Source organism: Pantoea sp. FN0302 (genome assembly GCF_050113775.1).
GTDB classification, from domain to species: domain Bacteria; phylum Pseudomonadota; class Gammaproteobacteria; order Enterobacterales; family Enterobacteriaceae; genus Mixta; species Mixta alhagi.
In genome coordinates this window covers 21796-43895 of the sequence record NZ_JBNJSM010000005.1, presented here as the reverse complement: position 1 = coordinate 43895, position 22100 = coordinate 21796, and the positions used below count along the sequence as shown (strand labels likewise).

Genomic DNA, 22100 nt, shown 5'->3' with positions numbered 1-22100 from the left:
CCGATTAAATGTCAAGAACTTGCGGTTGCTGTGCCGCATGGTTGTGCTCGTTGCCCGCGTAAACTTTCAGTTTACGGTACATAGCACGACCCAGCGGGCCCTTCGGCAGCATACCTTTAACCGCGATTTCAATTACGCGCTCAGGACGGCGAGCAATCATCTCTTCGAAGGTCGCTTGCTTGATACCACCGATATGACCGGTGTGATGGTAATAGATCTTATCGCTACGCTTGTTACCGGTTACGGCAACTTTTTCTGCGTTCAGAACGATGATGTAATCACCAGTATCAACGTGCGGAGTGTATTCCGCTTTATGCTTGCCACGCAGACGGCGAGCCAGTTCAGTCGCTAAACGACCTAAAGTTTTGCCCGTCGCGTCAACGACATACCAGTCACGTTGGACGGTTTCTGGCTTAGCTGTAAAAGTTTTCATCTAAAAGCTTACCCAAATTAAGTTACACGTTGGTGAAATCCCAAACGCTTGAATAAACGGTTGAGGCTCACACGACCTTATCGACCAGCAAGCCACCCCCTCGGACAGTTTTGCCGGTGCTACAAAGTTTCTGGGAAAAAAAACTTTGCCGTAACGTGGGGTCGCAAGATTATAGAGAAGTCGCTGCCAAAGATCGATCACTTTTCAACAAAAAAAGGTGCCGGGCTCAGGTGAGATGCTTTAAGCGCAAATACTCTTCGCTTTGCATCTCCTGCAGACGCGACAGGCAGCGCTGATACTCGAATTTCAGCCGTTCGCCCTGATAAATATCAAACAGCGACGCCTCGGCGGAAACCACCAGCTTTACGTGCCGTTCGTAAAACTCATCCACTAACGCCAGAAAACGCCGCGCACGGTCTTCGCTGCGCGCCTGCATAACCGGGACATCCAGCAGCAGCACGCTATGAAAACGCCGCGAAAGCTCAATGTAATCATGCTGGCTGCGCCCTTCTCCGCACAGCGTGGCGAAGTCGATCGCCAGTACGCCCTTTTCCACACCCTGCGTCGGTAACTGACGGTGATTGATTTCCAGCACCGGCCGCTCTTCGGCCGCCTGCCCTGCCAGCGCGATAAACATGCGGCTCATCGCCTGACGCGTTTCTTCACTTAACGGCGACATCCAGAGATGCGCTGACGTTAACGTACGCAGGCGGTAATCGATGCCTGCATCAACGTTCATGATTTCGCAATGCTGCTTGATCTGCTCAATAGCAGGTAAAAAGCGCGCGCGCTGCAGACCGTTGCGGTAGAGCTCATCAGGCGGGATATTGGAAGTGGCGACCAGGGTAATGCCACGGGCAAAGAGGGCTTCCATCAGGGTGCCCAGCAGCATGGCATCCGTAATATCAGAGACAAAAAACTCATCGAAGCAGAGCACATCCGCCTGGGCTTTAAAGCGGTCCGCCACGATTTCCAGCGGATCGCTTTCACCCTGCAGCGCGGTTAACTCTTCATGCACCCGCAGCATGAAACGATGGAAATGAAGCCGCAGCTTGCGCTCGCCAGGAATAGACTGAAAAAAGAGATCCATCACCCAGGTTTTGCCGCGCCCGACGCCGCCCCACATATAAAGGCCACGCACCGGCGGCGGCTGACTGCTTTTCTCTTTTCCCAGCAGCTTATTGAACTTGCCCAGCCAGCCTGAAGTGGGTTGCTGTTCTGAAAGTTGACGGGCGATAAGCGCCCGCTGAATCGCATCCAGGCGGCTTATCGCCTTATGCTGAACTTCATCAGGTTGATATTCACCTTTATCCAGCGCCTGCTGATAACGCGCCAGCGGAGACATCGTTTGCATTCTTGCTCCTGCTTCCCTAAAAAATGTCAGGCAACTGCCTGTTTGTCGAAAAAAAGTTCGTTCTACACTAAGCGATGCTGCCGCAGGATTCCACTTCCATTAGATTAACGGTTATAGTGGCTACTATTGAAGTGGAACGCCCTACGGAACAACGAGGACAATACGGGAGTCATTATGACCTGGGAATACGGGCTAATTGGTTTAGTCGTTGGCATTATTATCGGCGCTGTCGCCATGCGTTTTGGTAATAAGAAATTGCGCGAGCAGCGCTCGCTGCAGTATGAACTGGAGAAATCCAAAGCGGAGCTGGCGGATTACCGCGAAGAGTTGACCAACCACTTTGCTCATAGCGCAGAGCTGCTGGATAACATGGCGCGTGATTATCGTCAGCTTTATCAGCATATGGCGAAAGGATCTAACGATCTGCTGCCTGACCTGCCGGGTGAGAAAAATCCGTTCTCTTATCAGCTTACCGAAGCGGAAGCGGATAACGATCAGGCACCGGTGCAGATCCCGCGTGATTATTCAGAAAATGCGTCCGGTCTGCTGCGTGGTGAGCGCACGCCACGCAATTGATTCACGGGGCGCGCCAGCGCCCTGTCTTCTTTCGCTTTTTCAAGCCAGCTACCTGAGCTGGCAAGTCACTCTGTCAATCCCCTGTTAAGCAGCGAGAGCGTCGTAACGATGAAGAAAAGATCATTATTGTTGAGCGCGGTAGCCTTATCCGTTGGTTTAAATTTCAGCCTGGCACCTTCAGCCATGGCTTCGCTGCCTTCCCAGGTCCAGAATCAGGCCCTGCCCAGTCTGGCGCCCATGCTGGAGAAAGTGTTGCCGGCCGTGGTCAGCGTTCATGTTGAGGGCACGGCAACCGAAAACGCCGCGCAGGATCTGCCTGAGCCGTTAAAACGCTTTTTCGGTCAGGGACAGGGGGATGCGCAACCTCAGCCTTTCGAAGGACTGGGTTCGGGCGTGATTATTGATGCCCAGAAAGGCTATATTTTAACCAACAACCATGTGGTTAACGGCGCTGATAAAATCAGTGTTCAGCTGAGCGATGGCCGTGAATATGACGCTAAGCTGCTGGGCCGCGATGCTCAGACCGACATTGCGCTTATTCAGGTGTTGAATGCGAAAAACCTGACGCAGGTTAAAGTTGCAGATTCAGACCAGTTACGGGTCGGCGACTTCGCTATCGCCATCGGCAACCCCTTTGGCCTCGGTCAGACAGCAACCTCAGGCATTATCTCTGCGCTGGGCCGCAGCGGGCTGAACCTGGAAGGCCTGGAGAACTTTATTCAGACCGATGCTGCAATTAACCGCGGCAACTCCGGCGGCGCGCTGGTAAATCTTAACGGTGAGCTGATCGGCATCAATACTGCTATTCTTGCCTCCAGCGGTGGCAACATTGGCATCGGCTTTGCTATTCCGGGCAATATGGCTATGGAGCTGGCTAAGCAGCTGATTGAGACTGGCGAAGTAAAACGTGGTCAGTTGGGCATTAAAGGCACGGAAATGACCGCTGATATGGCGCGCGCCTTTAATGTGGATGCCCAACGCGGCGCCTTCGTCTCTGAAGTGCTGCCTAAATCCGCGGCGGCGACCGCTGGAATCAAGTCTGGCGACATTATTACTTCTGTGGACGGCAAGTCCATTACCAGCTTTGCTGAACTGCGGGTGAAAATCGGTACCACGCCGCCGGGCAAAGAGGTAAAAATCGGCCTGCTGCGCGAAGGGAAACCGCTTAGCGTCACGGTGAAGCTTGATGCCAGCGCGCGTACTATGACCAGCGACGAACTCATGACGCCTGCGTTACAGGGCGCGGCGCTCAGCGATGGTCAGCTGCCTGACGGTAATAAAGGCGTTAAGGTAGATAGCGTACAAAAGGCGACGCCGGCGGAGCAGATCGGTTTGCAAAAAGATGATGTCATCATTGGCGTTAACCGCACGCGCGTTCAGAACCTGGATGAGATGCGTAAGGCACTGGCCAGCAAGCCGCCTTTCCTGGCACTGAATATCGTACGCGGCGGTGAAAGCCTCTATCTGCTGCTGCGCTAAAAAAGCGCCATATCATGTTGCGGACACAAGCCCGTGTGTGTCCGCGCAACTCATGATATTCTGCCCCAGTTCTTTTCCGATATAGCTTAACATCATGTTTCTTAAACTCTTGCGCTCGGTAGTTCTGGGGCTGATCGTCGCAGGTATTTTACTGGCGGTGATGCCCGCGTTGCGCATCGGCAGCAGCCTGCTTTCTGTGCCGGAAAGCAGCGCCGATCAAACGCCATTTAGCTTTAATCAGGGAGTACGCCGCGCCGTTCCGGCCGTGGTAAACGTCTATAACCGCAGCGCGTCGAGCAGTAACGGACGAGGTATTACTACGCTCGGCTCCGGCGTGATAATGAATAATAAAGGTTATATCCTGACCAACCGTCACGTTATCAACGGTGCCGATCAGATTATTGTCGCGTTACAGGATGGACGTTTTATTGAGGCTATGCTGGTTGGCTCTGACAGCCTGACCGATCTGGCGGTACTGAAAATCACCGCCACTAACCTGCCGGTTATTCCCATTAACCCGGAACGCATCGCGCACGTGGGCGATATCGTAATGGCTATCGGCAACCCCTATAACCTTGGGCAAACCGTCACCCAGGGCATTATCAGCGCCACTGGCCGCGTAGGCTTAAGCCCTTCCGGGCGACAAAACTTTCTGCAAACCGATGCTTCGATTAACCGGGGCAACTCTGGCGGCGCGCTTATCAACTCCCTGGGCGAGCTGATGGGCATCAATACGCTTTCGTTTGATAAAAGTAACGATGGCGAGACGCCGGAAGGGATCGGCTTTGCAATCCCCACCGCGCTGGCGACAAAAATCATGGATAAGCTTATTCGTGACGGGCGCGTTATTCGCGGCTACATCGGGATTACCGGGCGTGAAGTGCCACCGCTGCATGGACAGAATGCCGGTGTGGATCATATTCAGGGAATTGTAGTGAATACCGTTGCGCCTGAAGGCCCGGCAGCCAAAGCCGGTATTCAGGCGAATGACCTGATTACCAGCGTTAACGGCAAGCCCGCCGTTTCTGCGCAGGAAACCATGGATCAGGTGGCTGAGATACGTCCCGGCTCGGTGATTGATGTGCAGGTTATTCGTAACGATCGGAAACTGACGCTGGAAGTCACCATTCAGGAATATCCTGCGCAATAGCGACGCCGTAACAAGACGCTCGAAGGCTCCTTTTAAAACGGTCTTCTGCTGCGTAATAAAAAAGGGAGCCCTGTGGCTCCCTTTTTAATATCAGTAATATTACTTAACGAACTCTTCGCCCAGCTGAATATCTTTCTTCAGCGTCTCCAGCATGCCTTCCAGCGCTTTTTGCTCAAAGTCGCTCAGTTGTCCAATGGGACGACGCTCAGCCACGCCCTCTTTGCCCAGCAGCAGCGGCTGCGAGAAGAATCGCGCATATTCACCATCGCCCTCAACATAGGCGCACTCTACCACATTGCTTTCACCCTGCAGCGCGCGTACCAGTGACAGACCAAAGCGCGCAGCTGCCTGTCCCATTGACAGCGTAGCGGATCCGCCGCCCGCCTTGGCCTCAACCACTTCCGTACCCGCGTTCTGGATACGTTTGGTCAGATCGGCTACTTCCTGTTCGCTGAAAGAGACGTCTGGCACCTGTGAAAGCAGTGGCAGAATGGTGACGCCGGAGTGTCCACCCACTACCGGTACATTCAGTTCGGTCGGCTGTTTGCCTTTCAGCTCCGCCACGAAAGTGTTTGAGCGGATAATATCCAGCGTAGTCACGCCGAACAGACGATTTTTATCGTAAACGCCGGCTTTTTTCAGCACCTCTGCGGCAATGGCAACGGTAGTGTTTACCGGATTGGTAATGATACCAATCAGCGCTTTAGGAGCGGTTTTAGCCACCTGCTCGATCAGATTGCGTACAATACCGGCATTAACATTAAACAGATCGGAGCGATCCATACCCGGCTTACGTGCCACGCCGGCAGAGATCAATACCACATCGGCGCCCTGCAGCGCAGGCGTTGCATCTTCACCGCTGAAACCTTTGATTTTAACCGGCGTAGGAATGTGGCTTAAATCAACGGCCACACCGGGCGTTACGGGAGCAATATCATACAGAGAGAGTTCTGAACCCGCAGGTAACTGGGTTTTCAGCAGAAGTGCGAGTGCCTGGCCGATACCACCAGCCGCACCGAGAACTGCAACTTTCATCCTAAACTCCTTATTATTGTGAGCATAAAAATGTCGGAATCCAGCGGGGTACTATGCTGGACGACCTGAGAAGTAATAGCGAGGACGTTGTCATCGTTTTACCTGGCCGATAAAAGCCAGCAGAAACGGGTGAAAATGACCGCATTACGTACAGGCCTGACACTGGGCGTAACCGGATACAGATAAATTAATCAACAATACCTTACACCGTCCGCGCTTAGCAGAACAACATCAATTTTATAACAATCCCTTCACTTCGTCTGCCATAGCTATGCGCTTCGCGTAAATTTTATCTGCGCCAAAAGTCTGGTAAAATGCGCGCCCACTGCGCGGTAACGGCACTGTTCACCGCAGCGTATTTGCATAAACATTCATTTAAATGCATAATAATGTATTGCCTGCTGGCCGGGCTTCACAGCATTTTTATATTATCGGTAGCCTATGCGTAACCCATCGAAACAAGAAGATCTGATTAAAGCATTCAAGGCTTTATTGAAAGAGGAAAAATTCAGCTCGCAGGGTGAAATTGTGACAGCCCTGCAGGATGAAGGCTTCGACAATATCAACCAGTCGAAAGTCTCCCGTATGCTGACCAAGTTTGGTGCGGTGCGTACCCGTAACGCGAAGATGGAAATGGTTTACTGTCTGCCAGCCGAACTGGGGGTGCCCACCACAACCTCTCCGCTTAAAAACCTGGTGCTGGATATTGATTACAATGATGCGCTGGTGGTGATTCATACCAGTCCCGGCGCAGCACAGTTGATTGCCCGCCTGTTGGACTCATTAGGCAAAGCGGAAGGGATCCTTGGTACGATTGCAGGCGACGACACCATTTTTATCACGCCAGCGCGCGCCTTTACCGTGAAACAACTTTATGAAGCTATCCTGAATCTGTTTGAACAGGAACTGTAAGCAAAGCGGGATCGCTGGCTGTTAGTGGGCGATCCTGTTTTCTGTTAATTCAGTATGATTGCTTTTTGCGCATATTATCCTCTACCCGTTCTTCTCCTTCTTCCTGCCTTACTGTGTTTCAAAACGCCACTCTCAGCGTTAAATGGAATAAGAGCGCCTTTTTTTATTGGCTGCTATATCAACATATTCGCATATCGTGCTGCCTGCATTACCACCAGGCAGGAGATGTGACCATCTAAGCATGTTTACTGGTTGATTCGACCAAAAAGCAAAGCACAAATAGATAAAGCCACTTATCACACTGTTTTAATTAAAAAATAACCAATTCTGCGCAATAAATAGCCTTTCTATATAACTCTTGGTTATAAAAAAAGCGTCATTAGCTAAAGCGTAACAACAAAACATTATTAGCAGAATATTAATTTCATGCGTGATTAGATCTATACTTGTTTTTGTGATGCGGATCACAGAGCAAACAAAGACAAAAATAGAAGACGAGGAACAGATCAATGAACATTAAAACTATCATCGCAACCGTAGGACTTGCTTCTACTCTCTCATTCAGCGCTTTTGCAGCAGAATCTATCAACGCCGATCAGGCACAAAACCTGCAGCCAATTGGTACGGTAAGCATCAGCGGCATTGCAGGTACGCCGATGGATATCCATCAGGCGCTGCAGGCAAAAGCTGAGCGTCAGGGTGCCAGCGCTTATCGCATTATCGAAGCGCGTAACAACGATAACTATCACGTTACTGCTGAGCTGTATAAATAAGCGCAACGTGACTGCCGGGTGCACCGGTTTAATGCATGAACGACTCAGGCAGCCTCAGAAATAATAATCGCTATCAAGCCATCCCGGCTGCCGTAACATCGATATTCAGGAGTAAGAAATGAAAACTACATTTACCTTTGCTGCTTTAGGTCTGGCTTCCGTGCTTTCATTTGGCGCAGCTGCAGCCGATCTGGTTACTCAGCAAGACGTTGCCAGCCAGAATCTGCAACCCATCGGCACCATTTCCGTAAGCGGTATTGATGCCAGCCCAACCGCCATTCGTCAGCATCTGTCGCAGAAAGCAGACAAAGAAGGCGCTTCTGCCTATCGCGTTGTTGAGGCTTATACCAACGGTAACTACCACGCCACCGCTGAAATCTACAAATAATTACCGGGCCGACGGCCTGAACATGATATCCCGTCAAATACCTGAATTATTAGCGGGTCTGACAGGCTGAACGTGACATTTAATAAAGCGCTATCAGTCATTCCTCGTCAGCTGTTTGACGAACCCCTTGGCCCTACTGTTTAGGGCCTTTTTTATTGGTTTTTTCTCGTCTGACGGACATTAAAGCGAAGCTGACCTTCCAGTTCCTCTTCTGCTTCATCGAACAGCAAAATCAGCGCGCCATAGCGGCGTTTTTGCCCGGCTCCTAAATGAATAAACTCTATTTCTAGCGGTAATGGCAGTTGCGATTGCGTAACGGCATCCCATAATGAATCCAGATCAACAATTAACCGATCGTTAAGCGCAAAGCGTTCGCTAAACTGACGATAAAAATGCGCCTGATCGACGATCTCATTAAAGTCAAAAATCTCTTTCTTCATGCCGGTTGCTCCTTACCAGGATATTGGGCGCCACGCGCCCAATCTGCTTACAGGCCACCAATATGCAGGGCTTTTACTTCCAGATATTCTTCCATACCTAATACCGAGCCTTCACGTCCCAGACCGGACTCTTTTACGCCACCGAAAGGTGCCAGTTCGGTTGATACTGCACACTCATTGATACCGATCATGCCGCTTTCCAGCGCGGAAGAGACGCGAAAGATCCGTTGCAGATTTTGCGTATAAAAATAGGCTGCAAGGCCATATTCCGTGGCGTTTGCCCGACGGATAACCTCATCTTCATCAGTAAAACGAAAACAGGCTGCTACCGGGCCAAAAGTCTCCTCATGCGCTAACTTCATCTCTTCACTGGCCTCGGCGATAACCGTGGGCTGCCAGAAATTACCGCCTAATGCATGTCGTGCGCCGCCGGTCACGATACGTCCGCCCTTCGCCTGCGCATCTTTTACATGCTCCTCAACTTTTTCTACCGCAGCATGGTTGATTAACGGGCCAACCACTACGCCCTCCTCCATACCGTTGCCGACCCTGAGTTTGTTAACTTCCTCTGCCAGCCGCTCAACAAAGCGCTCATAAACCGCATCGTGAATAAAAAAGCGATTCACGCTAACGCAAACCTGGCCGGCATTACGGAATTTATTGGCGAGCGCCCCTTTAACCGCAGCCTCAATATCCGCATCCTCAAACACGATATAAGGCGCATTGCCGCCCAGCTCCATAGAAATTTTTTTCATGGTTTCTGCAGCGTTACGCATCAGGGTTTTGCCTACGGCCGTGGAGCCGGTAAAGGAGATTTTACGCACCGCGCCGCTGGCCATAATGGCATCGCTGATGGCATGGGTATCCCCAGCAACGCCGTTCAGCACGCCATCGGGTACGCCCGCCTTTTGCGCCAGCGCCAGCAGCGCAAAGGCGGAAAGCGGCGTATTGTTGGCAGGCTTGATAATGCCGGTGCAGCCTGCTGCCAGCGCGGGGCCCAGCTTACGCGTCAGCATCGCCATTGGAAAATTCCATGGCGTAATGGCCGCTACCACGCCTACCGGTTCCCGCGTGACCAGTATGCGCGCGCCGCTTTTGGCCGGTGGAATGATTTCGCCATTGGCGCGTTTGGCCTGCTCGGCAAACCACTGAATAAAGCTGGCGGCATACTCCACTTCACCTTCAGCCTCTTTCAATGGTTTCCCCTGTTCAGCGGTCATCAGCTGTCCCAGCCAGCTTTTATTCTCGATAATCAGCTGATACCAGCGATAAAGAATCTCCGATCGCTGTTTCGCGGTCAGGGCACGCCAGGCGGGAAAAGCTTGCTCGGCTGCAGCAATCGCCTGTTCGGTTTCGCGCTTGCCGCCTTTAGCTACGCGCGCGATCGCCTCGCCGGTAGCCGGATTCAGCACCTCAAAGGTTTCGCTCAGGGTTTGCCACTGGCCGTTAACCAGACAGCCCGTCTGGAAAAGTTCATGATCTTGCAGGGAATGGGTCATTTTACGCTCCTGTTTTTACTGTCCCGTTGTGCCAAGTATAGTTGGCAAAGCGTGGGCCTTCGGTTTCAGCACGGCAGGAAAACAGGGAGAACGGGCGCAAAGGCCGGTGCCTGAGGGCACCGACGGCAGGATTAAATATTGATCAGGGTGTTCTGATATTTTTTCAGCATATCGGCCAGGCGCTTAACCGGCTCGGTAACGCTTAACGGCGCCTGATAGCGCTGGAGCTTTTCCTGATAGGTATCAAACTCGCGCAGTAGCTTATGATAATAATAACGTCGCTTGTCATCGCTACGTGAAGCTATCACCCGGTCAGCGGTATAACGCAGCTGCTTATGAAACGCCGAGAGATCGGCGTTCACCGGGATCTCCGCATTCCGCAAGCGCTGATGACCAATAATCAAAGTCAGCGCCAGACGGTACTTATCAATATCGCCGGGAAACAGATTCAACAGCAAAAACAGCTGTTGATAAAGCGCAGGCAGATGGTTCTCTTTACGTCGCGCCTGATTGGTCGTCAGAGCCGATACTGCTGCATACATAAAGCGATTCAGCAAGGTGCGTCCAGTGCGGGCGCGTGAGTTGTCGCGAATAATCAGGATCACCATCAGCGCCACAAAACAGCCGATAACCTGACCCAGCGCGCTATCAAGGAAGGAGTTTACTGAGAACGTCATAGGGTTATCCAGCACCACAATATTCAGCGTGCCGACAAACGCACCGAGCGTACCCAACTGCCGCCGCTGGATAAAGATACCGGCGACAAACGCTAACGTACCGAGCGCGATACAGAGCAGCAGCATACTCTGCTGCGTAGAGGGCATAATCACCATAAAATAGAGCGCCCCCAGCGGTACCGCCACCGTCATCCCGTAAAGAAAGTCTTTCGCCATCATCAGCGGATTCGGCGCACGCATCGCCAGCGCGGTAATCACCGCCAGCATCAGCATACAGCCGCTGCCGGACGTCCAGCCGCTATAGAGCCAGAAGAGCGTCCCCAGCGCCGTAGCAACAAAAGTACGGATGCCGTTAATCATCGCATGATGGGTTTCCGCTGAGCGCGCACGCACCACTTCCACTTCGTGGCTCAGCAGAGCTTCTTCCTGCTGACTCATGCTGCTATTGGTCTGTACGCCCTTTAACAGCATCAAATATTGCGTCGCAGCGCCTACCCAGCTCACCAGCGTCATCGGCGTGCTTTTACTGCCGGATGCGCTTATCACACGTCGCAGATTTTTCAGATGCTTGTGCAGATCGCTGAGGTTGTTGACCTCTTTTTCCAGCAGAACACGATACTGCGGCGGTATAAATTCAGGACGCGAGTTTTGGATCAGGAACGTTTCCGCTGCCTGCGTAATCAATGTCAGCGAAAGCGTGTGCATCCCTTTCAGGCGGCGGTTTGCCCGCTGCCAGCGTGACGACTCCATATTCAGCTGGCTACGCATGCCGTTAAGGGTCGTGGTGCGTCGCACCAGATTGCCCCACGCCTTATCCACCTCTTCTTTATCGCCATGAGCCACGCAGAGCTGCAGCAGGCGGTACTGCTCTAACAGCAGCGTTTCGATCTCTTTATCGATCACCTTCTTGATCGAGCGCGGCGAGAACACCACATCCGCCAAAATTGCTGAGATGATGCCAATAATAATCTCACTGCAGCGTTCTACCGCAAACTGCGGAGCCAGCATTGGCGTGCCGGCAGTTAAATCCACGCTGACCACGATAATCAACGCGGTGTAACCCGCCAGCCCCAGCGCATAAGAGTTTTCTACACGCATCAAAGAGGAAACCCAAACGCAGAACCCGGCCCAGATACAGCAGAGCAGCATCATTACCACCGGCGCGCGAATGGTGGCGATCATAATTACCAACGCCGCCAGACAGCCCAGGAAGGTGCCGATGATACGCAGCATACCGCGGTGACGCAGCGCGCCAGAGTAAGGGTCGCCGCCTGCGGCAAAGGCGGTACCGCCGGCGACGATACCGGCAGTCATCACCGCCCAGCGCGGCGTTTCCAGATTAAAGTGAAAGCCAATCAGTAGCGCGATAAGAATGGCAAAAGTCAGCTTAACCGGAAAGCGTAATCGTTCGAGTTGCATCACGCCCTCGCTTAGCCGAACTCACGCAGGCGATGCAGCAGCCGGGTCAGCGGATTTTCCGGTTTCTGCTCGCGATCTTTCTCGCCGGTGACAACGATGGTGGCCGTGGTGCCTGCAGGATAGAGGTTACCCTGCTGCCGATCGAGGCGGATCTTGACCGGCACGCGCTGCGCCAGACGCACCCACTCCAGATTCGAATCGATGGTAGCCATGCCTTTGCTGTCGACGCTGCTGCTGCTGTTGGTTACGCCAGCCGCCACCGAATCAACCGTACCACGCAGCACGCGATCGCTGCCCAGCGGCGTGATCTCAGCACGATAGCCGGGACGAACGCCTTCCAGCTTGGTCTCTTCCATGTAGCCCATCACGTAGTAGGAGTTCTGTTTTACCAGCGCCACGGAAGTTGTGCCACGCGTGATAAATTCACCGGTAAATACATTGAGGTTGGTAACCCAGCCATTAGCTGGCGCACGGATAACCGTACGTTCCAGATCCAGCTTCGCCAAATCGCGTGAGGCCTGCGCCTTCGCCAACTGATGTTCGGCGGTTTGCAGATCGTTATTGGATTGCTCGATCGCTTCGCGTGACATAGCGATCACGCCCAGCTTGTTGCGGCGGGCCGCTTCACGACGTTTCTCATTAACCAACGCCTGGTAATACTGCACATCCGCATCTGCTTCCGCGAGCGCTTTCTCGAAACGCGGCTGGTCGATGGTAAACAGCACGTCGCCCTTTTTTACCAGTTGGTTATCACGTACGCGCACGTCAGTAATCAGACCGGTGACGTCAGGGGCGATAGCCACCACGTCAGCGGCGAATTTAGCGTCTCGTGTCCAGGGCGATTCGGTATAAAAAGCCCAGGCGCGGAAAACAACCACCACGGCGATAACAACCAGAATCAGGGTAATGGCATAGCGCGCAATTTTTCTTATTAGAGCTTTCACTTAAAACCTCAGACGAACAGACAGGATACTAAATAGAACAGGCAACAATAGAGTGCGGTATTAAACAGCGCCGGATGCCAGACAAAATCATACAAACCAACCGGCTGCAGTACGCGACGTACCAGCCAGAACAGCAAGAGCGAGACAATGATTTCAAAAAATATGGGCGGAAAAGAGAGCCCAAATATGACAATAACCGGTAACACACTCATCTTTTATCCTTGTTGATACGTAACCGGGCCATACCGTGATGCCAGCGCGAAACGGCCTGCAAATACAGGTAGTTTCATATTACGGGTTGATGATGATCGGACGACAGGTACACTGTCAGACGAATATCAGCACCTAAAGCATAGCGTGTACTTAAGTGTCCTGGCACAAAAGGTGAGTCACCAGACGGCAACCCGGCGTCATATAGTAACGCGCCTGACTATAAGTTATCTACATAATGTGATCTAAATCACTTTTAAGCCAGAGTGAATAATGGAACGACTCAAGGGTATGTCGGTTTTTGCCAAAGTGGTTGAATTGGGGTCGTTTACTGCCGCTGCGCGTCAGTTACAGATGAGCGTTTCCTCTATAAGCCAGATTGTCTCTAAACTGGAAGATGAACTGCAGGTTAAATTACTCAATCGCAGCACCCGCAGCCTTGGGCTGACTGAAGCGGGCCGTATTTACTATCAGGGCTGTCGCCGGATGCTGACGGAAGCGCATCAGGTCCATGAACAGCTGTATGCTTTTAATAACTCGCCGATCGGCACGCTGCGCATCGGCAGCTCATCCACCATGGCGCAAAACGTGCTGGCAAATATGACGGCGGAAATGCTGCAGGAATATCCCGGCCTGACGGTGAATCTGGTAACCGGTATTCCGGCACCCGATCTGATTGCCGATGGGCTGGACGTGGTGATCCGGGTCGGAGCCTTACAGGATTCCAGCCTGTTTTCGCGTCGACTGGGCTCAATGCCGATGGTGGTTTGCGCCGCGAAACACTATCTTGAGCAGCACGGTACGCCCGAGAAACCCGCCGATATTGCTAACTTTTCATGGCTGGAATATAGCGTGCGGCCAGACAGCGATTTCGAACTGATTGCGCCGGAAGGGATCAGCACGCATCTTTCGCCGCAGGGGCGCTTTGTTACCAATGACTCACAAACGCTGATCCGCTGGCTGAAGGCAGGCTGCGGCATCGCCTATGTTCCGCTGATGTGGGTGATTGAAGAGATTAAGGCGGGTGAAGTGGAGATTCTGTTTAGTCGCTATCAGTCAGATCCGCGTCCGGTCTATGCCCTTTATACGCAGAAAGATAAGCTGCCGTTGAAAGTACAGGTATGTATTGATTATCTCAGCGCCTGGTTTAAAAAGGTGGCGGAGATCTATCAGGAACATCGCAACAGCGGTTAAATCCCTGGCAGAGAGCCTGCCAGGGAAGATAAATCAGGCGGTGCCGCCTACGGTCAAACGATCCAGTTTCAGCGTTGGCTGGCCGACGCCTACCGGCAGGCTCTGCCCTTCCTTGCCGCATACGCCCACGCCTTTATCCAGCGCCAGATCGTTGCCGACCATGGAAATTTGCTGCATCGCTTCAATACCCGATCCAATCAGCGTCGCGCCTTTTACCGGACGCGTCACTTTTCCTTTCTCGATCAAATAGGCTTCTGAAGTAGAGAAAACAAACTTGCCGGAGGTGATATCCACCTGCCCGCCGCCAAAGTTAGGCGCGTAGAGGCCATACTCCACGCTTTCAATAATTTCCTGCGGCGTCGACTGCCCCGCCAGCATATAGGTATTGGTCATGCGCGGCATCGGCAGATGCGCATAAGATTCACGGCGACCGTTACCGGTGGGCTTAACTCCCATCAGGCGCGCGTTAAGCTTATCCTGCATATAGCCTTTCAATATGCCATTTTCGATCAGCACGTTGTACTGGCCCGGTACGCCTTCATCATCAATGGCTAACGAACCGCGCAGGCCATCCAGCGTACCATCATCTACCACCGTACAGAGTTCAGATGCCACCAGTTTGCCCATCTGCCCACTGAACATAGAGGTGCCGCGTCGGTTGAAATCACCTTCGAGCCCATGCCCGACCGCTTCGTGCAGCAGCACGCCAGGCCAGCCTGCGCCCAGCACCACCGGGATTGAGCCCGCAGGCGCCGCAACGGCGGAGAGGTTAACCAGCGCCATGCGTACCGCTTCGCGCGCCCAGCGCTCGGCCCGCACTTCGCCCGCTTCATCAGCAAGGAAGAAATCATAGCCGGTACGTCCGCCGCCGCCGCTGGAACCGCGCTCGCGTTTGCCATCCTCTTCCACCAGTACGCTGACCGACAGGCGCACCAAAGGACGCACGTCTGCCGCCAGCGTGCCGTCGGTCGCCGCCACCAGCACCAGTTCATATACGCCGGTCAGGCTGGCGCTGACTTCCTGCACGCGCTTGTCCGCCATACGCGCCGCGCTATCGACGCGGTGCAGCAGCGCGATTTTTTCTTCGCGCGACAGGCTTTGTAAAGGATCGAAAGCGGGATAAAGCGCCTGATGCGATACCGCAGCCAGCGCCTGCGCCTTGCCGTTGCCCTGCTCACGAACAATGCTGCGAGCAGCCTGCGCGCTTAGCTGCAGCGCGTTCAGAGTAATCTGGTCGGCATAGGCGAAGCCGGTTTTCTCACCGCTAACGGCGCGTACTCCAACGCCCTGATCGATATTCCAGGAACCATCTTTAATGATGCGATCCTCCAGCACCCAGGACTCATGGTAGCTGGACTGGAAATAGAGATCGGCATAATCCAGGCGACGTTCTGAAAGCTGCCCAAGCAGGGTGAACAAATCCTGCTGATTGATGTTGTTCGCAGTTAGCAATTGCTCACTTACCAGATTCAGACTCATCGTTTCTCACTCGTTGTGTGACATTATTGCTATAGCCTGCGGTAATTCCCCTGCGGCGTCAAATTCACTTCGCGCTCTTTTCACGCGGTTTGCGCAACACTTCGTTAATTTCCGGTTTATCGATGGGGCCGCTGATGTGATAACGCAGCAGCGAGATTTTGTTCCACAACGGTCCCAGCACCCTGCTGGCAGCAAAAACCGCTGCGCCGACCACCGGATTGATTACAAACGCGGTCGCAACCCCTACCGATGCTGAAATTTCAGGCGCAACAACGGCTTCCATATTAATCTGCCGCTTCACCAGATCCAGCTTGCCCTGCATGGCGATATCCGCTTCCAGTCCATCTACCAGCAGATTGTCGGTTTGCATCACGCCATCTTTGATCCATGCCGTGCCGTTAATGGAGTCAAACCAGAACCCCTCGCTAAAGGTATCGCTAAAATCGAGGCGCAATTTGCGCAGCAGTGCGTCGAAGCTCACCAGCCGCAGCAGCTGACCAGCGCGTCCACTGCTGACATCAGCGATTTGCCCTTTGCCAAAATGGGTTTTCAGCACGCCGCTTAGCGACGATTCCGATGGCTGCCAGGGCGCAGCACGCCAGTGCAGATCATAATCGAGCGTGAAAGGCGCATCGCGTAGCGGCGTATTCACGCCAAACCAGTTGGTGGCATTATTGATATTGCTGCCGCTGAGTTTGCCTTTCAGCGAGGTACGCTGTTCGTCGGAGCGATTAACCCACTCGCCGCTAACGGTCAGGCGCGAGCTGCCGGTATCCACCAGCCCGTTGGTCAGCATTAGCGTGTCCTTCTGCGGCGTCAGGTATGCCTGGATGCGTCCGAACTTTTGTCCGCGCAGCCAGCAATCGTCACAGTTGATTTGCAGCGCTGGCCAGCCGGCAAAGTTAATTGTGCTGCTTTCCTGCGGCTGAGCGGGCGAGGCCTCTTCGCTGCCGCTTTGCCATTCCGGGTTGTAATAAAGCCAGCCAAGATGCGCGCGCCATGGCCCACTGGCAGGAATATCTAACTTGCCGTTGACTTCACGGCTCTGCGCCTCGACCTGCATTCCCCCGGCCATTAGCTGGCGCAGCGTAATCTGCGTATCGCGCCACTGCTGTCCTGCCAGCTCGAGAGCGGGCGTACTCAGCGTGATATCGCCAGGCAATTGGTAACCGGTTATCGCACTGCCGCCGCCGGTTTTTGAGGTGGCTTTCTGCGTTCCGCCATCGGCCATCAGCAGTTTCAGCCAACTGTCGCCGTCCAGCGGCGGTAGATGCAGCACCATACCGCGCGTATTCGGCAAGGCTGGCGTGCTTTTCGCCTCGTTCAGCCAGATACCGCGATCGAGACGCAGCTGTTTACCAATCAACCAGCGGCTGTTAAAGCGCTGCTGATCACCTGCTACGCCCTGTAAGTCAAAGTGCTGCAGATCGCCGCTTGCCGTTATCTTTATCGGCAGCGCTTCGCCGCGCTTTTTTGCCAGCGGAGAGGGTAAGTTACTGCTTACATTCTTCAGGTCGCCAGCAAGATCAATTTTATAATTCGCTCCGCCCTTATTTGGCAACGTGATAGCCACATCGCCCTGCCAGGGAAGCGTGCCCCTCAGCTGCTGGCTTACGCCTGCGGGCAGTGGCGCAAGTTTATTAACCTGCCACTCAGCCGCCAGACTAACGCCAATTTGATAATCCTGCGGCCGCTCTTCGGTATGAAAATTAACGCTGACCGGCTGCCCAAACCAGTTGGCCCGCAGCGTATCGCTGCGCAGGTTACCATTATCGTAGGTAAAGCTGCCGTTAAGTGCGGTAAGACGACTATTCAGCGGGGCAATAAACAGCGTGTTATTCGCCAGCTGCACATCACCGCGCGCATGAACCTGCTCGCCATCCAGCGGAATATCCAGCTGCAGGTGTCCGCCGGTTTCTCCGCCCAGCTGCAGTTCATCCAGCGCGGCACCCAGCGAAGATCGCAGCGGCGTCTGGTTAAAGTAATCGCGGATGTCAGCCGCCTCGCCGCGCAGATCGCCATTAACGATCAGCTGCTCTTTCAGGTAATCCGGTATCACAGCGCTGACGTTGTTTGCCTGAACCTTGCCGAGCATCGCCTGCTTCGCCGTCATCCACAGGCCATCGTTAACAAAATCGAGATCGATATCCAGGTTCTCAAGCGCCGGCCAGCCGGGCTGAAAAGCGTAGCTTGCGCGACGCAGCGGCACAGAGACTTCAAACATGCCTTCGTTATGGCGGAAAGGGAACAGTTTCGGGTTGCCGGCAAACAGTAATGTGGCGTTAGCGGCCTGCCCGCCTTTAATCGCCCCGCTGAGATAGTCGGTTAAGTGAGTGCCCATCAGCGGTTCAGGAAAGTAACGCCAGGCATCGCCGGCATCGGTAACATGGATCCCGGCCAGAATATCGAGGCGCGGCGGCAGCCCGGTGCCCTGACGGTAGCTGAAATCCCCTTTGGCCCACAGCGCGCGCGCCTGCACATCAAGGTTTTTGCCCTGCAGCGCCAGCGCATTTTTACTTTGCTGCCAGCTCAGGGTGCCGGTGGCGCTTTTGATCTCCAGTGGCGCCCGAAACATGGTGCCGTAAGGCATTACCGCGTCCTTGATGCCAATATCCAGCCGACCATCCGCCAGGCTACCGCTCAGTGTGCCGGTAACATGCTGCGCGCCCGGCAGCAGCTGCCAGTGTTGCCAGCTTAAATCGCGCCAGCGCGCCTGAAAGCGACTTTGATCCGGCTGCTGCAACGGAATATCCAGCGCCAGCGCATCAATTTGCCCGTGCGGCTGCAGGGTGCGCCAGTTCTCCAGCATCTGTGGCGACAGGCGGGAGAATAACGGAATTAGCGGCTCCAGCCGCTGGAGATTAAGCCCGGTGGCGCGTACGCGCAGCTCTTCCACGCTTTGCGGCTCCGGGCCGATAGCATGCTGCGACAGCCATGCCAGAGAAAAGTGCCCTTTTGGCCAGGGCTGGCCATCGGTGCGTAAGCTGTTTTGCGGCACGGTTACCGTCCAGCCGCTGCGCCAGCGCGCCAGATGCATCGTCAGGTTATCTACCTCCAGCCGATGCGGTTGCTTATCGCCCTGCCAGCGTGCACCGCCCTGTTTCAGCCAGACATCGCCATCATACACTTCGCCCTCTCTCAGGCTAAGCCAGGCGGCCAGGCTAAAACGTGCGCTCTGAAGCGTGGTGTTATCGCGCATCCACTGCCCCAGCCAGGGTTTAACATCCACGTCGTCCGCCTGTAGCCAGATGCGTCCGTCATTCAACAGACCATTCTCATCATGCAGATCTAAGCGTACCTGTACCACGCCATGCTGGCCGGTAAAGCTGGAGAGGCTGACTTCTCCTTCCGCCCGATGGCGTGCTTTTTCATTCAGCCAGCTCAGCCGTGGGATCGCCAGCTCGGCGCGCTGCCCGGAAAGCGTTTGAAAACGAATACGGCTATCGCGCAGATCAAAATGGTCGAACTGACGCAGGAACAGATCATTGATCTGACCCGCTTTTAGCGTGTGATTATTTTTATCATTGCTGATGAGCGGCGAACGGCTATCGAGGTCGAGCTGCCAGAAAGTCAGCTCACGAAACTGCCAGCGGGCGTGCAACAGGGACTGCCAGACATCCAGCGCCAGCGTCACGCGGCCAATATCCAGCGAGCCGCCATCAGGCAGGGAAACGGCCAACTGGCGCACATCCAGCGTCGGGCCGAAGTTTTCCCAGCGCCCCTGCAATGAGGCAGCATCAATTTTTAAACCGGTCGCGGAGGAAACGGCGTCAAGCAGCGCGCTGCGATGATGATTTAACTGCGGCATCACCAGCCGCAAGCCACTGACCAGTAGCGCAACGATAACGATTACCGCAGCGCCTGTAAGTAACAGGATCCTGGGCAGTTGCCTCACACTCCTCTCCTTGTCTTGCGCAAACTGTACGGATGAATAAGCTGGTTCATATTCCCGAACGTGCCGTTGCAGCAGCCAGGGAGAATCAGGTCAGCAGAGTTTACCTGAAACAGAGGCGCATTTTTAGCGCTTGACCGGAGTGAAATCTTCAAATACAGACCAAAATATTAACCAGATTTTACATCATCACCACGTCAAACTGCTCCTGGGTATAGAGCGGTTCGATCTGCACCTTTACCTGCTTGCCGACAAACAGCTCTACTTCAGCCAGCGCATGCGACTCTTCGCTTTTCAGCGCTTCGCCAACGGTGGGTGAAACATAGACCAAAAAGCGGTCGGAGTCATAAGCATGATGAACGCGTACAATTTCACGCATGATCTCGTAGCAGACGGTTTCCACCGTTTTCAGCGTACCGCGTCCTTTACAGACCGGACAATCCTGGCATAAGACATGCTCAATGCTTTCGCGGGTACGCTTACGCGTCATCTCCACCAGCCCCAGCGCGGAAAAACCGTTGATGCTGGTTTTCACCCGATCTTTACTCAGCGCGCTGTCCAGCGAGTGCAGTACGCGACGGCGATGTTCTTCATTATTCATATCGATAAAATCGATAATGATGATGCCGCCCAGGTTACGCAGCCGCAGCTGACGTGCGATCGCCTGCGTCGCTTCGATATTGGTGTTAAAAATGGTCTCATCCAGATTGCGATGCCCCACAAAGGCACCGGTATTGATATCGATAGTCGTCATTGCTTCCGTCTGGTCGATAATCAAATAGCCGCCCGATTTCAGCTCAACCTTGCGATCGAGCGAACGCTGGATCTCATTTTCCACATCATAAAGATCGAAAATCGGCTGACGACCGCTGTAATGTTCCAGCTTGGCTGTCATTTCCGGCATATATTCTGAGGTGAACTCCAGCAACAGCTCATAGGTCAGCCGTGAATCAACGCGAATGCGATCGAGCGCGGCGCCAGCGAAATCACGCAGTACGCGCTGCGCCAGCGCTAATTCGCCATACAGACGGCAGCGCGTTTTATTACGCTTTTTTCGCTCAATGACTTTGGTCCACAGACGCTTGAGAAAAGCGGCATCCTGCGCCAGCTCCTCTTCGCCAATGCCTTCCGCCGCCGTGCGAATGATAAATCCACCCTGCTCATCGCAATAGGCGGAAACCACAGCTTTCAGACGGTCGCGCTCGGCTTCGCTTTCAATGCGCTGTGATACGCCAACGTGAGAGGCACCCGGCATAAAAACCAGATAGCGCGAAGGCAGGGTAATATCGGTGGTCAGACGCGCCCCTTTGGTGCCAAGTGGATCTTTCACCACCTGCACCATCAGATCCTGACCCTGACGCACCAGCTCTGCGATATCGCGGACGCTGAAATTCTTCTGTTCTTCGCCAGCCACGCATTCGGTATGCGGCATAATATCGGAGGCATGCAGAAACGCCGCTTTGTCCAGGCCGATGTCCACAAAAGCAGCCTGCATGCCTGGCAAAACCCGACTTACGCGACCTTTGTAGATATTGCCGACGATGCCGCGCTTCGCTTCGCGCTCAATATGGATTTCCTGCAGGATACCGCCGTCAATATAGGCCACGCGTGTTTCTGATGGCGTGACGTTAACCAGTAGCTCAGCCGTCATCATGTCCCCTTACTTACCTCACGCAACGATTGAAAATGGCTGAGCAGTTCGCTGGTTTCCACCAGCGGCAGGCCAACCACGGCGTGATAGCTTCCGTTAATTTTTCTGACAAAATTGCCGCCAAGCCCCTGTATACCGTATGCGCCCGCCTTATCCATCGGTTCGCCGCTGGCGATGTACGCCTGAATATCCTGTGCCGTCAGCAGCCGGAAGGTCACATCCGTTGTCACCAGACAGTCAAGCTCACGCTGACGATCCGCCAGCGCCACGGCCGTCAGTACCTGATGCGTCTGGCCAGAGAGACGCGTCAGCATCTCTGCAGCATGCAGCGCATCGCGCGGTTTTTCCAGCACTTCGCCGTTCAGTACCACAATCGTATCAGCGCCCAGCACCGGCAGATCCTGCGGTGCCACAGCCACGCCCGCCTGCGCTTTTTCCCGCGCCAGCCGACGCACATATTGCAGCGCGCTCTCGTCCTCCCGGCGCTGCTCTTCTACGTCGGTAATAACACGTTCAAAATGCAGGCCAAGCTGCGTCAGCAGTTCACGACGACGCGGTGAACCGGAGGCAAGATAAAGGGATAACATAGTTGTCC

Annotated in this window: 19 protein-coding genes; 7 read left to right on the top strand and 12 right to left on the bottom strand. The window is 54.0% G+C overall.

Features of this window, described 5'->3' with window-relative positions; all coding sequences use genetic code 11:
* Positions 1 to 4: 4 nt before the first annotated feature.
* Both rplM and zapE read right to left on the bottom strand, forming a co-directional pair.
* Positions 5 to 433, bottom strand: coding sequence for a 50S ribosomal protein L13 (gene rplM / locus ACQE32_RS16595; RefSeq protein WP_006121722.1), 429 nt, complete (start codon positions 431 to 433; stop codon positions 5 to 7).
* 226 nt (positions 434 to 659) lie between these two features.
* A complete protein-coding gene (gene zapE / locus ACQE32_RS16590) occupies positions 660 to 1787 on the bottom strand; it encodes a cell division protein ZapE (protein WP_426974860.1) in 1128 nt (375 codons plus the stop codon).
* A gap of 174 nt (positions 1788 to 1961) precedes the next feature.
* Between zapE and zapG the strand changes: the two genes are divergently transcribed.
* From zapG to degS, 3 genes are all read left to right on the top strand, one after another.
* A complete protein-coding gene (gene zapG / locus ACQE32_RS16585) occupies positions 1962 to 2363 on the top strand; it encodes a Z-ring associated protein ZapG (protein ID WP_085068359.1) in 402 nt (133 codons plus the stop codon).
* A 108-nt stretch (positions 2364 to 2471) separates the two neighbouring features.
* A complete protein-coding gene (degQ, locus tag ACQE32_RS16580) occupies positions 2472 to 3842 on the top strand; it encodes a serine endoprotease DegQ (protein ID WP_426974861.1) in 1371 nt (456 codons plus the stop codon).
* 94 nt (positions 3843 to 3936) lie between these two features.
* Positions 3937 to 4992 carry an outer membrane-stress sensor serine endopeptidase DegS gene (gene degS, locus ACQE32_RS16575; protein ID WP_426974862.1) on the top strand — a complete coding sequence of 352 codons (1056 nt, stop codon included), beginning with the start codon at positions 3937 to 3939 and terminating at the stop codon, positions 4990 to 4992.
* Positions 4993 to 5091: 99 nt separating this feature from the next.
* On the opposite strand, the gene mdh is transcribed toward degS, so the two are convergent.
* A complete protein-coding gene (gene mdh, locus ACQE32_RS16570) occupies positions 5092 to 6027 on the bottom strand; it encodes a malate dehydrogenase (protein WP_426974863.1) in 936 nt (311 codons plus the stop codon).
* A gap of 441 nt (positions 6028 to 6468) precedes the next feature.
* Here mdh and argR point away from each other — a divergent pair, with 441 nt between their 5' ends.
* From argR to yhcN (ACQE32_RS16555), 3 genes are all read left to right on the top strand, one after another.
* Positions 6469 to 6939 carry a transcriptional regulator ArgR gene (gene argR / locus ACQE32_RS16565; RefSeq protein ID WP_250651589.1) on the top strand — a complete coding sequence of 157 codons (471 nt, stop codon included), beginning with the start codon at positions 6469 to 6471 and terminating at the stop codon, positions 6937 to 6939.
* 509 nt (positions 6940 to 7448) lie between these two features.
* Entirely contained in the window at positions 7449 to 7712 is a 264-nt protein-coding gene (gene yhcN, locus ACQE32_RS16560; protein WP_085068369.1) for a peroxide/acid stress response protein YhcN, read from the top strand.
* Between the two features lie 118 nt (positions 7713 to 7830).
* Positions 7831 to 8100: a peroxide/acid stress response protein YhcN gene (gene yhcN, locus ACQE32_RS16555; RefSeq protein ID WP_426974864.1), complete on the top strand. Its 270-nt coding sequence runs from the start codon at positions 7831 to 7833 to the stop codon at positions 8098 to 8100.
* A gap of 152 nt (positions 8101 to 8252) precedes the next feature.
* Here the strand turns inward: yhcN (ACQE32_RS16555) and ACQE32_RS16550 are convergent, their stop codons facing one another.
* The 5 genes from ACQE32_RS16550 to aaeX all read right to left on the bottom strand — a co-directional run bounded on the left by ACQE32_RS16550 (position 8253) and on the right by aaeX (position 13291).
* A complete protein-coding gene (locus tag ACQE32_RS16550; protein ID WP_426974865.1) occupies positions 8253 to 8540 on the bottom strand; it encodes a barstar family protein in 288 nt (95 codons plus the stop codon).
* A 47-nt stretch (positions 8541 to 8587) separates the two neighbouring features.
* Entirely contained in the window at positions 8588 to 10039 is a 1452-nt protein-coding gene (locus ACQE32_RS16545) for an NAD-dependent succinate-semialdehyde dehydrogenase (protein ID WP_427022113.1), read from the bottom strand.
* A gap of 131 nt (positions 10040 to 10170) precedes the next feature.
* Entirely contained in the window at positions 10171 to 12135 is a 1965-nt protein-coding gene (gene aaeB / locus ACQE32_RS16540; RefSeq protein WP_427022112.1) for a p-hydroxybenzoic acid efflux pump subunit AaeB, read from the bottom strand.
* An 11-nt stretch (positions 12136 to 12146) separates the two neighbouring features.
* A complete protein-coding gene (gene aaeA, locus ACQE32_RS16535) occupies positions 12147 to 13079 on the bottom strand; it encodes a p-hydroxybenzoic acid efflux pump subunit AaeA (RefSeq protein WP_427022111.1) in 933 nt (310 codons plus the stop codon).
* Between the two features lie 8 nt (positions 13080 to 13087).
* Positions 13088 to 13291: a p-hydroxybenzoic acid efflux pump operon protein AaeX gene (gene aaeX / locus ACQE32_RS16530; RefSeq protein ID WP_085068381.1), complete on the bottom strand. Its 204-nt coding sequence runs from the start codon at positions 13289 to 13291 to the stop codon at positions 13088 to 13090.
* Between the two features lie 271 nt (positions 13292 to 13562).
* Here aaeX and aaeR point away from each other — a divergent pair, with 271 nt between their 5' ends.
* Positions 13563 to 14483, top strand: coding sequence for an HTH-type transcriptional activator AaeR (gene aaeR, locus ACQE32_RS16525; RefSeq protein WP_426974868.1), 921 nt, complete (start codon positions 13563 to 13565; stop codon positions 14481 to 14483).
* A 33-nt stretch (positions 14484 to 14516) separates the two neighbouring features.
* On the opposite strand, the gene tldD is transcribed toward aaeR, so the two are convergent.
* The 4 genes from tldD to ACQE32_RS16505 form a co-directional block, all read right to left on the bottom strand.
* Positions 14517 to 15962, bottom strand: a complete 1446-nt coding sequence (tldD, locus tag ACQE32_RS16520; RefSeq protein WP_085068385.1) for a metalloprotease TldD — start codon at positions 15960 to 15962, stop codon at positions 14517 to 14519.
* A 64-nt stretch (positions 15963 to 16026) separates the two neighbouring features.
* The gene (gene yhdP / locus ACQE32_RS16515; RefSeq protein ID WP_427022110.1) at positions 16027 to 19857 is read right to left on the bottom strand and encodes an AsmA2 domain-containing protein YhdP; all 3831 of its coding nucleotides are present in this window, start codon (positions 19855 to 19857) and stop codon (positions 16027 to 16029) included.
* Between the two features lie 178 nt (positions 19858 to 20035).
* The gene (rng, locus tag ACQE32_RS16510; RefSeq protein ID WP_250651580.1) at positions 20036 to 21505 is read right to left on the bottom strand and encodes a ribonuclease G; all 1470 of its coding nucleotides are present in this window, start codon (positions 21503 to 21505) and stop codon (positions 20036 to 20038) included.
* Complete coding sequence (locus ACQE32_RS16505) at positions 21505 to 22092, bottom strand: Maf family protein (protein WP_426982145.1); 588 nt, start codon at positions 22090 to 22092, stop codon at positions 21505 to 21507. The genes rng and ACQE32_RS16505 overlap by 1 nt, the downstream gene beginning before the upstream one ends.
* Positions 22093 to 22100: the final 8 nt, after the last annotated feature.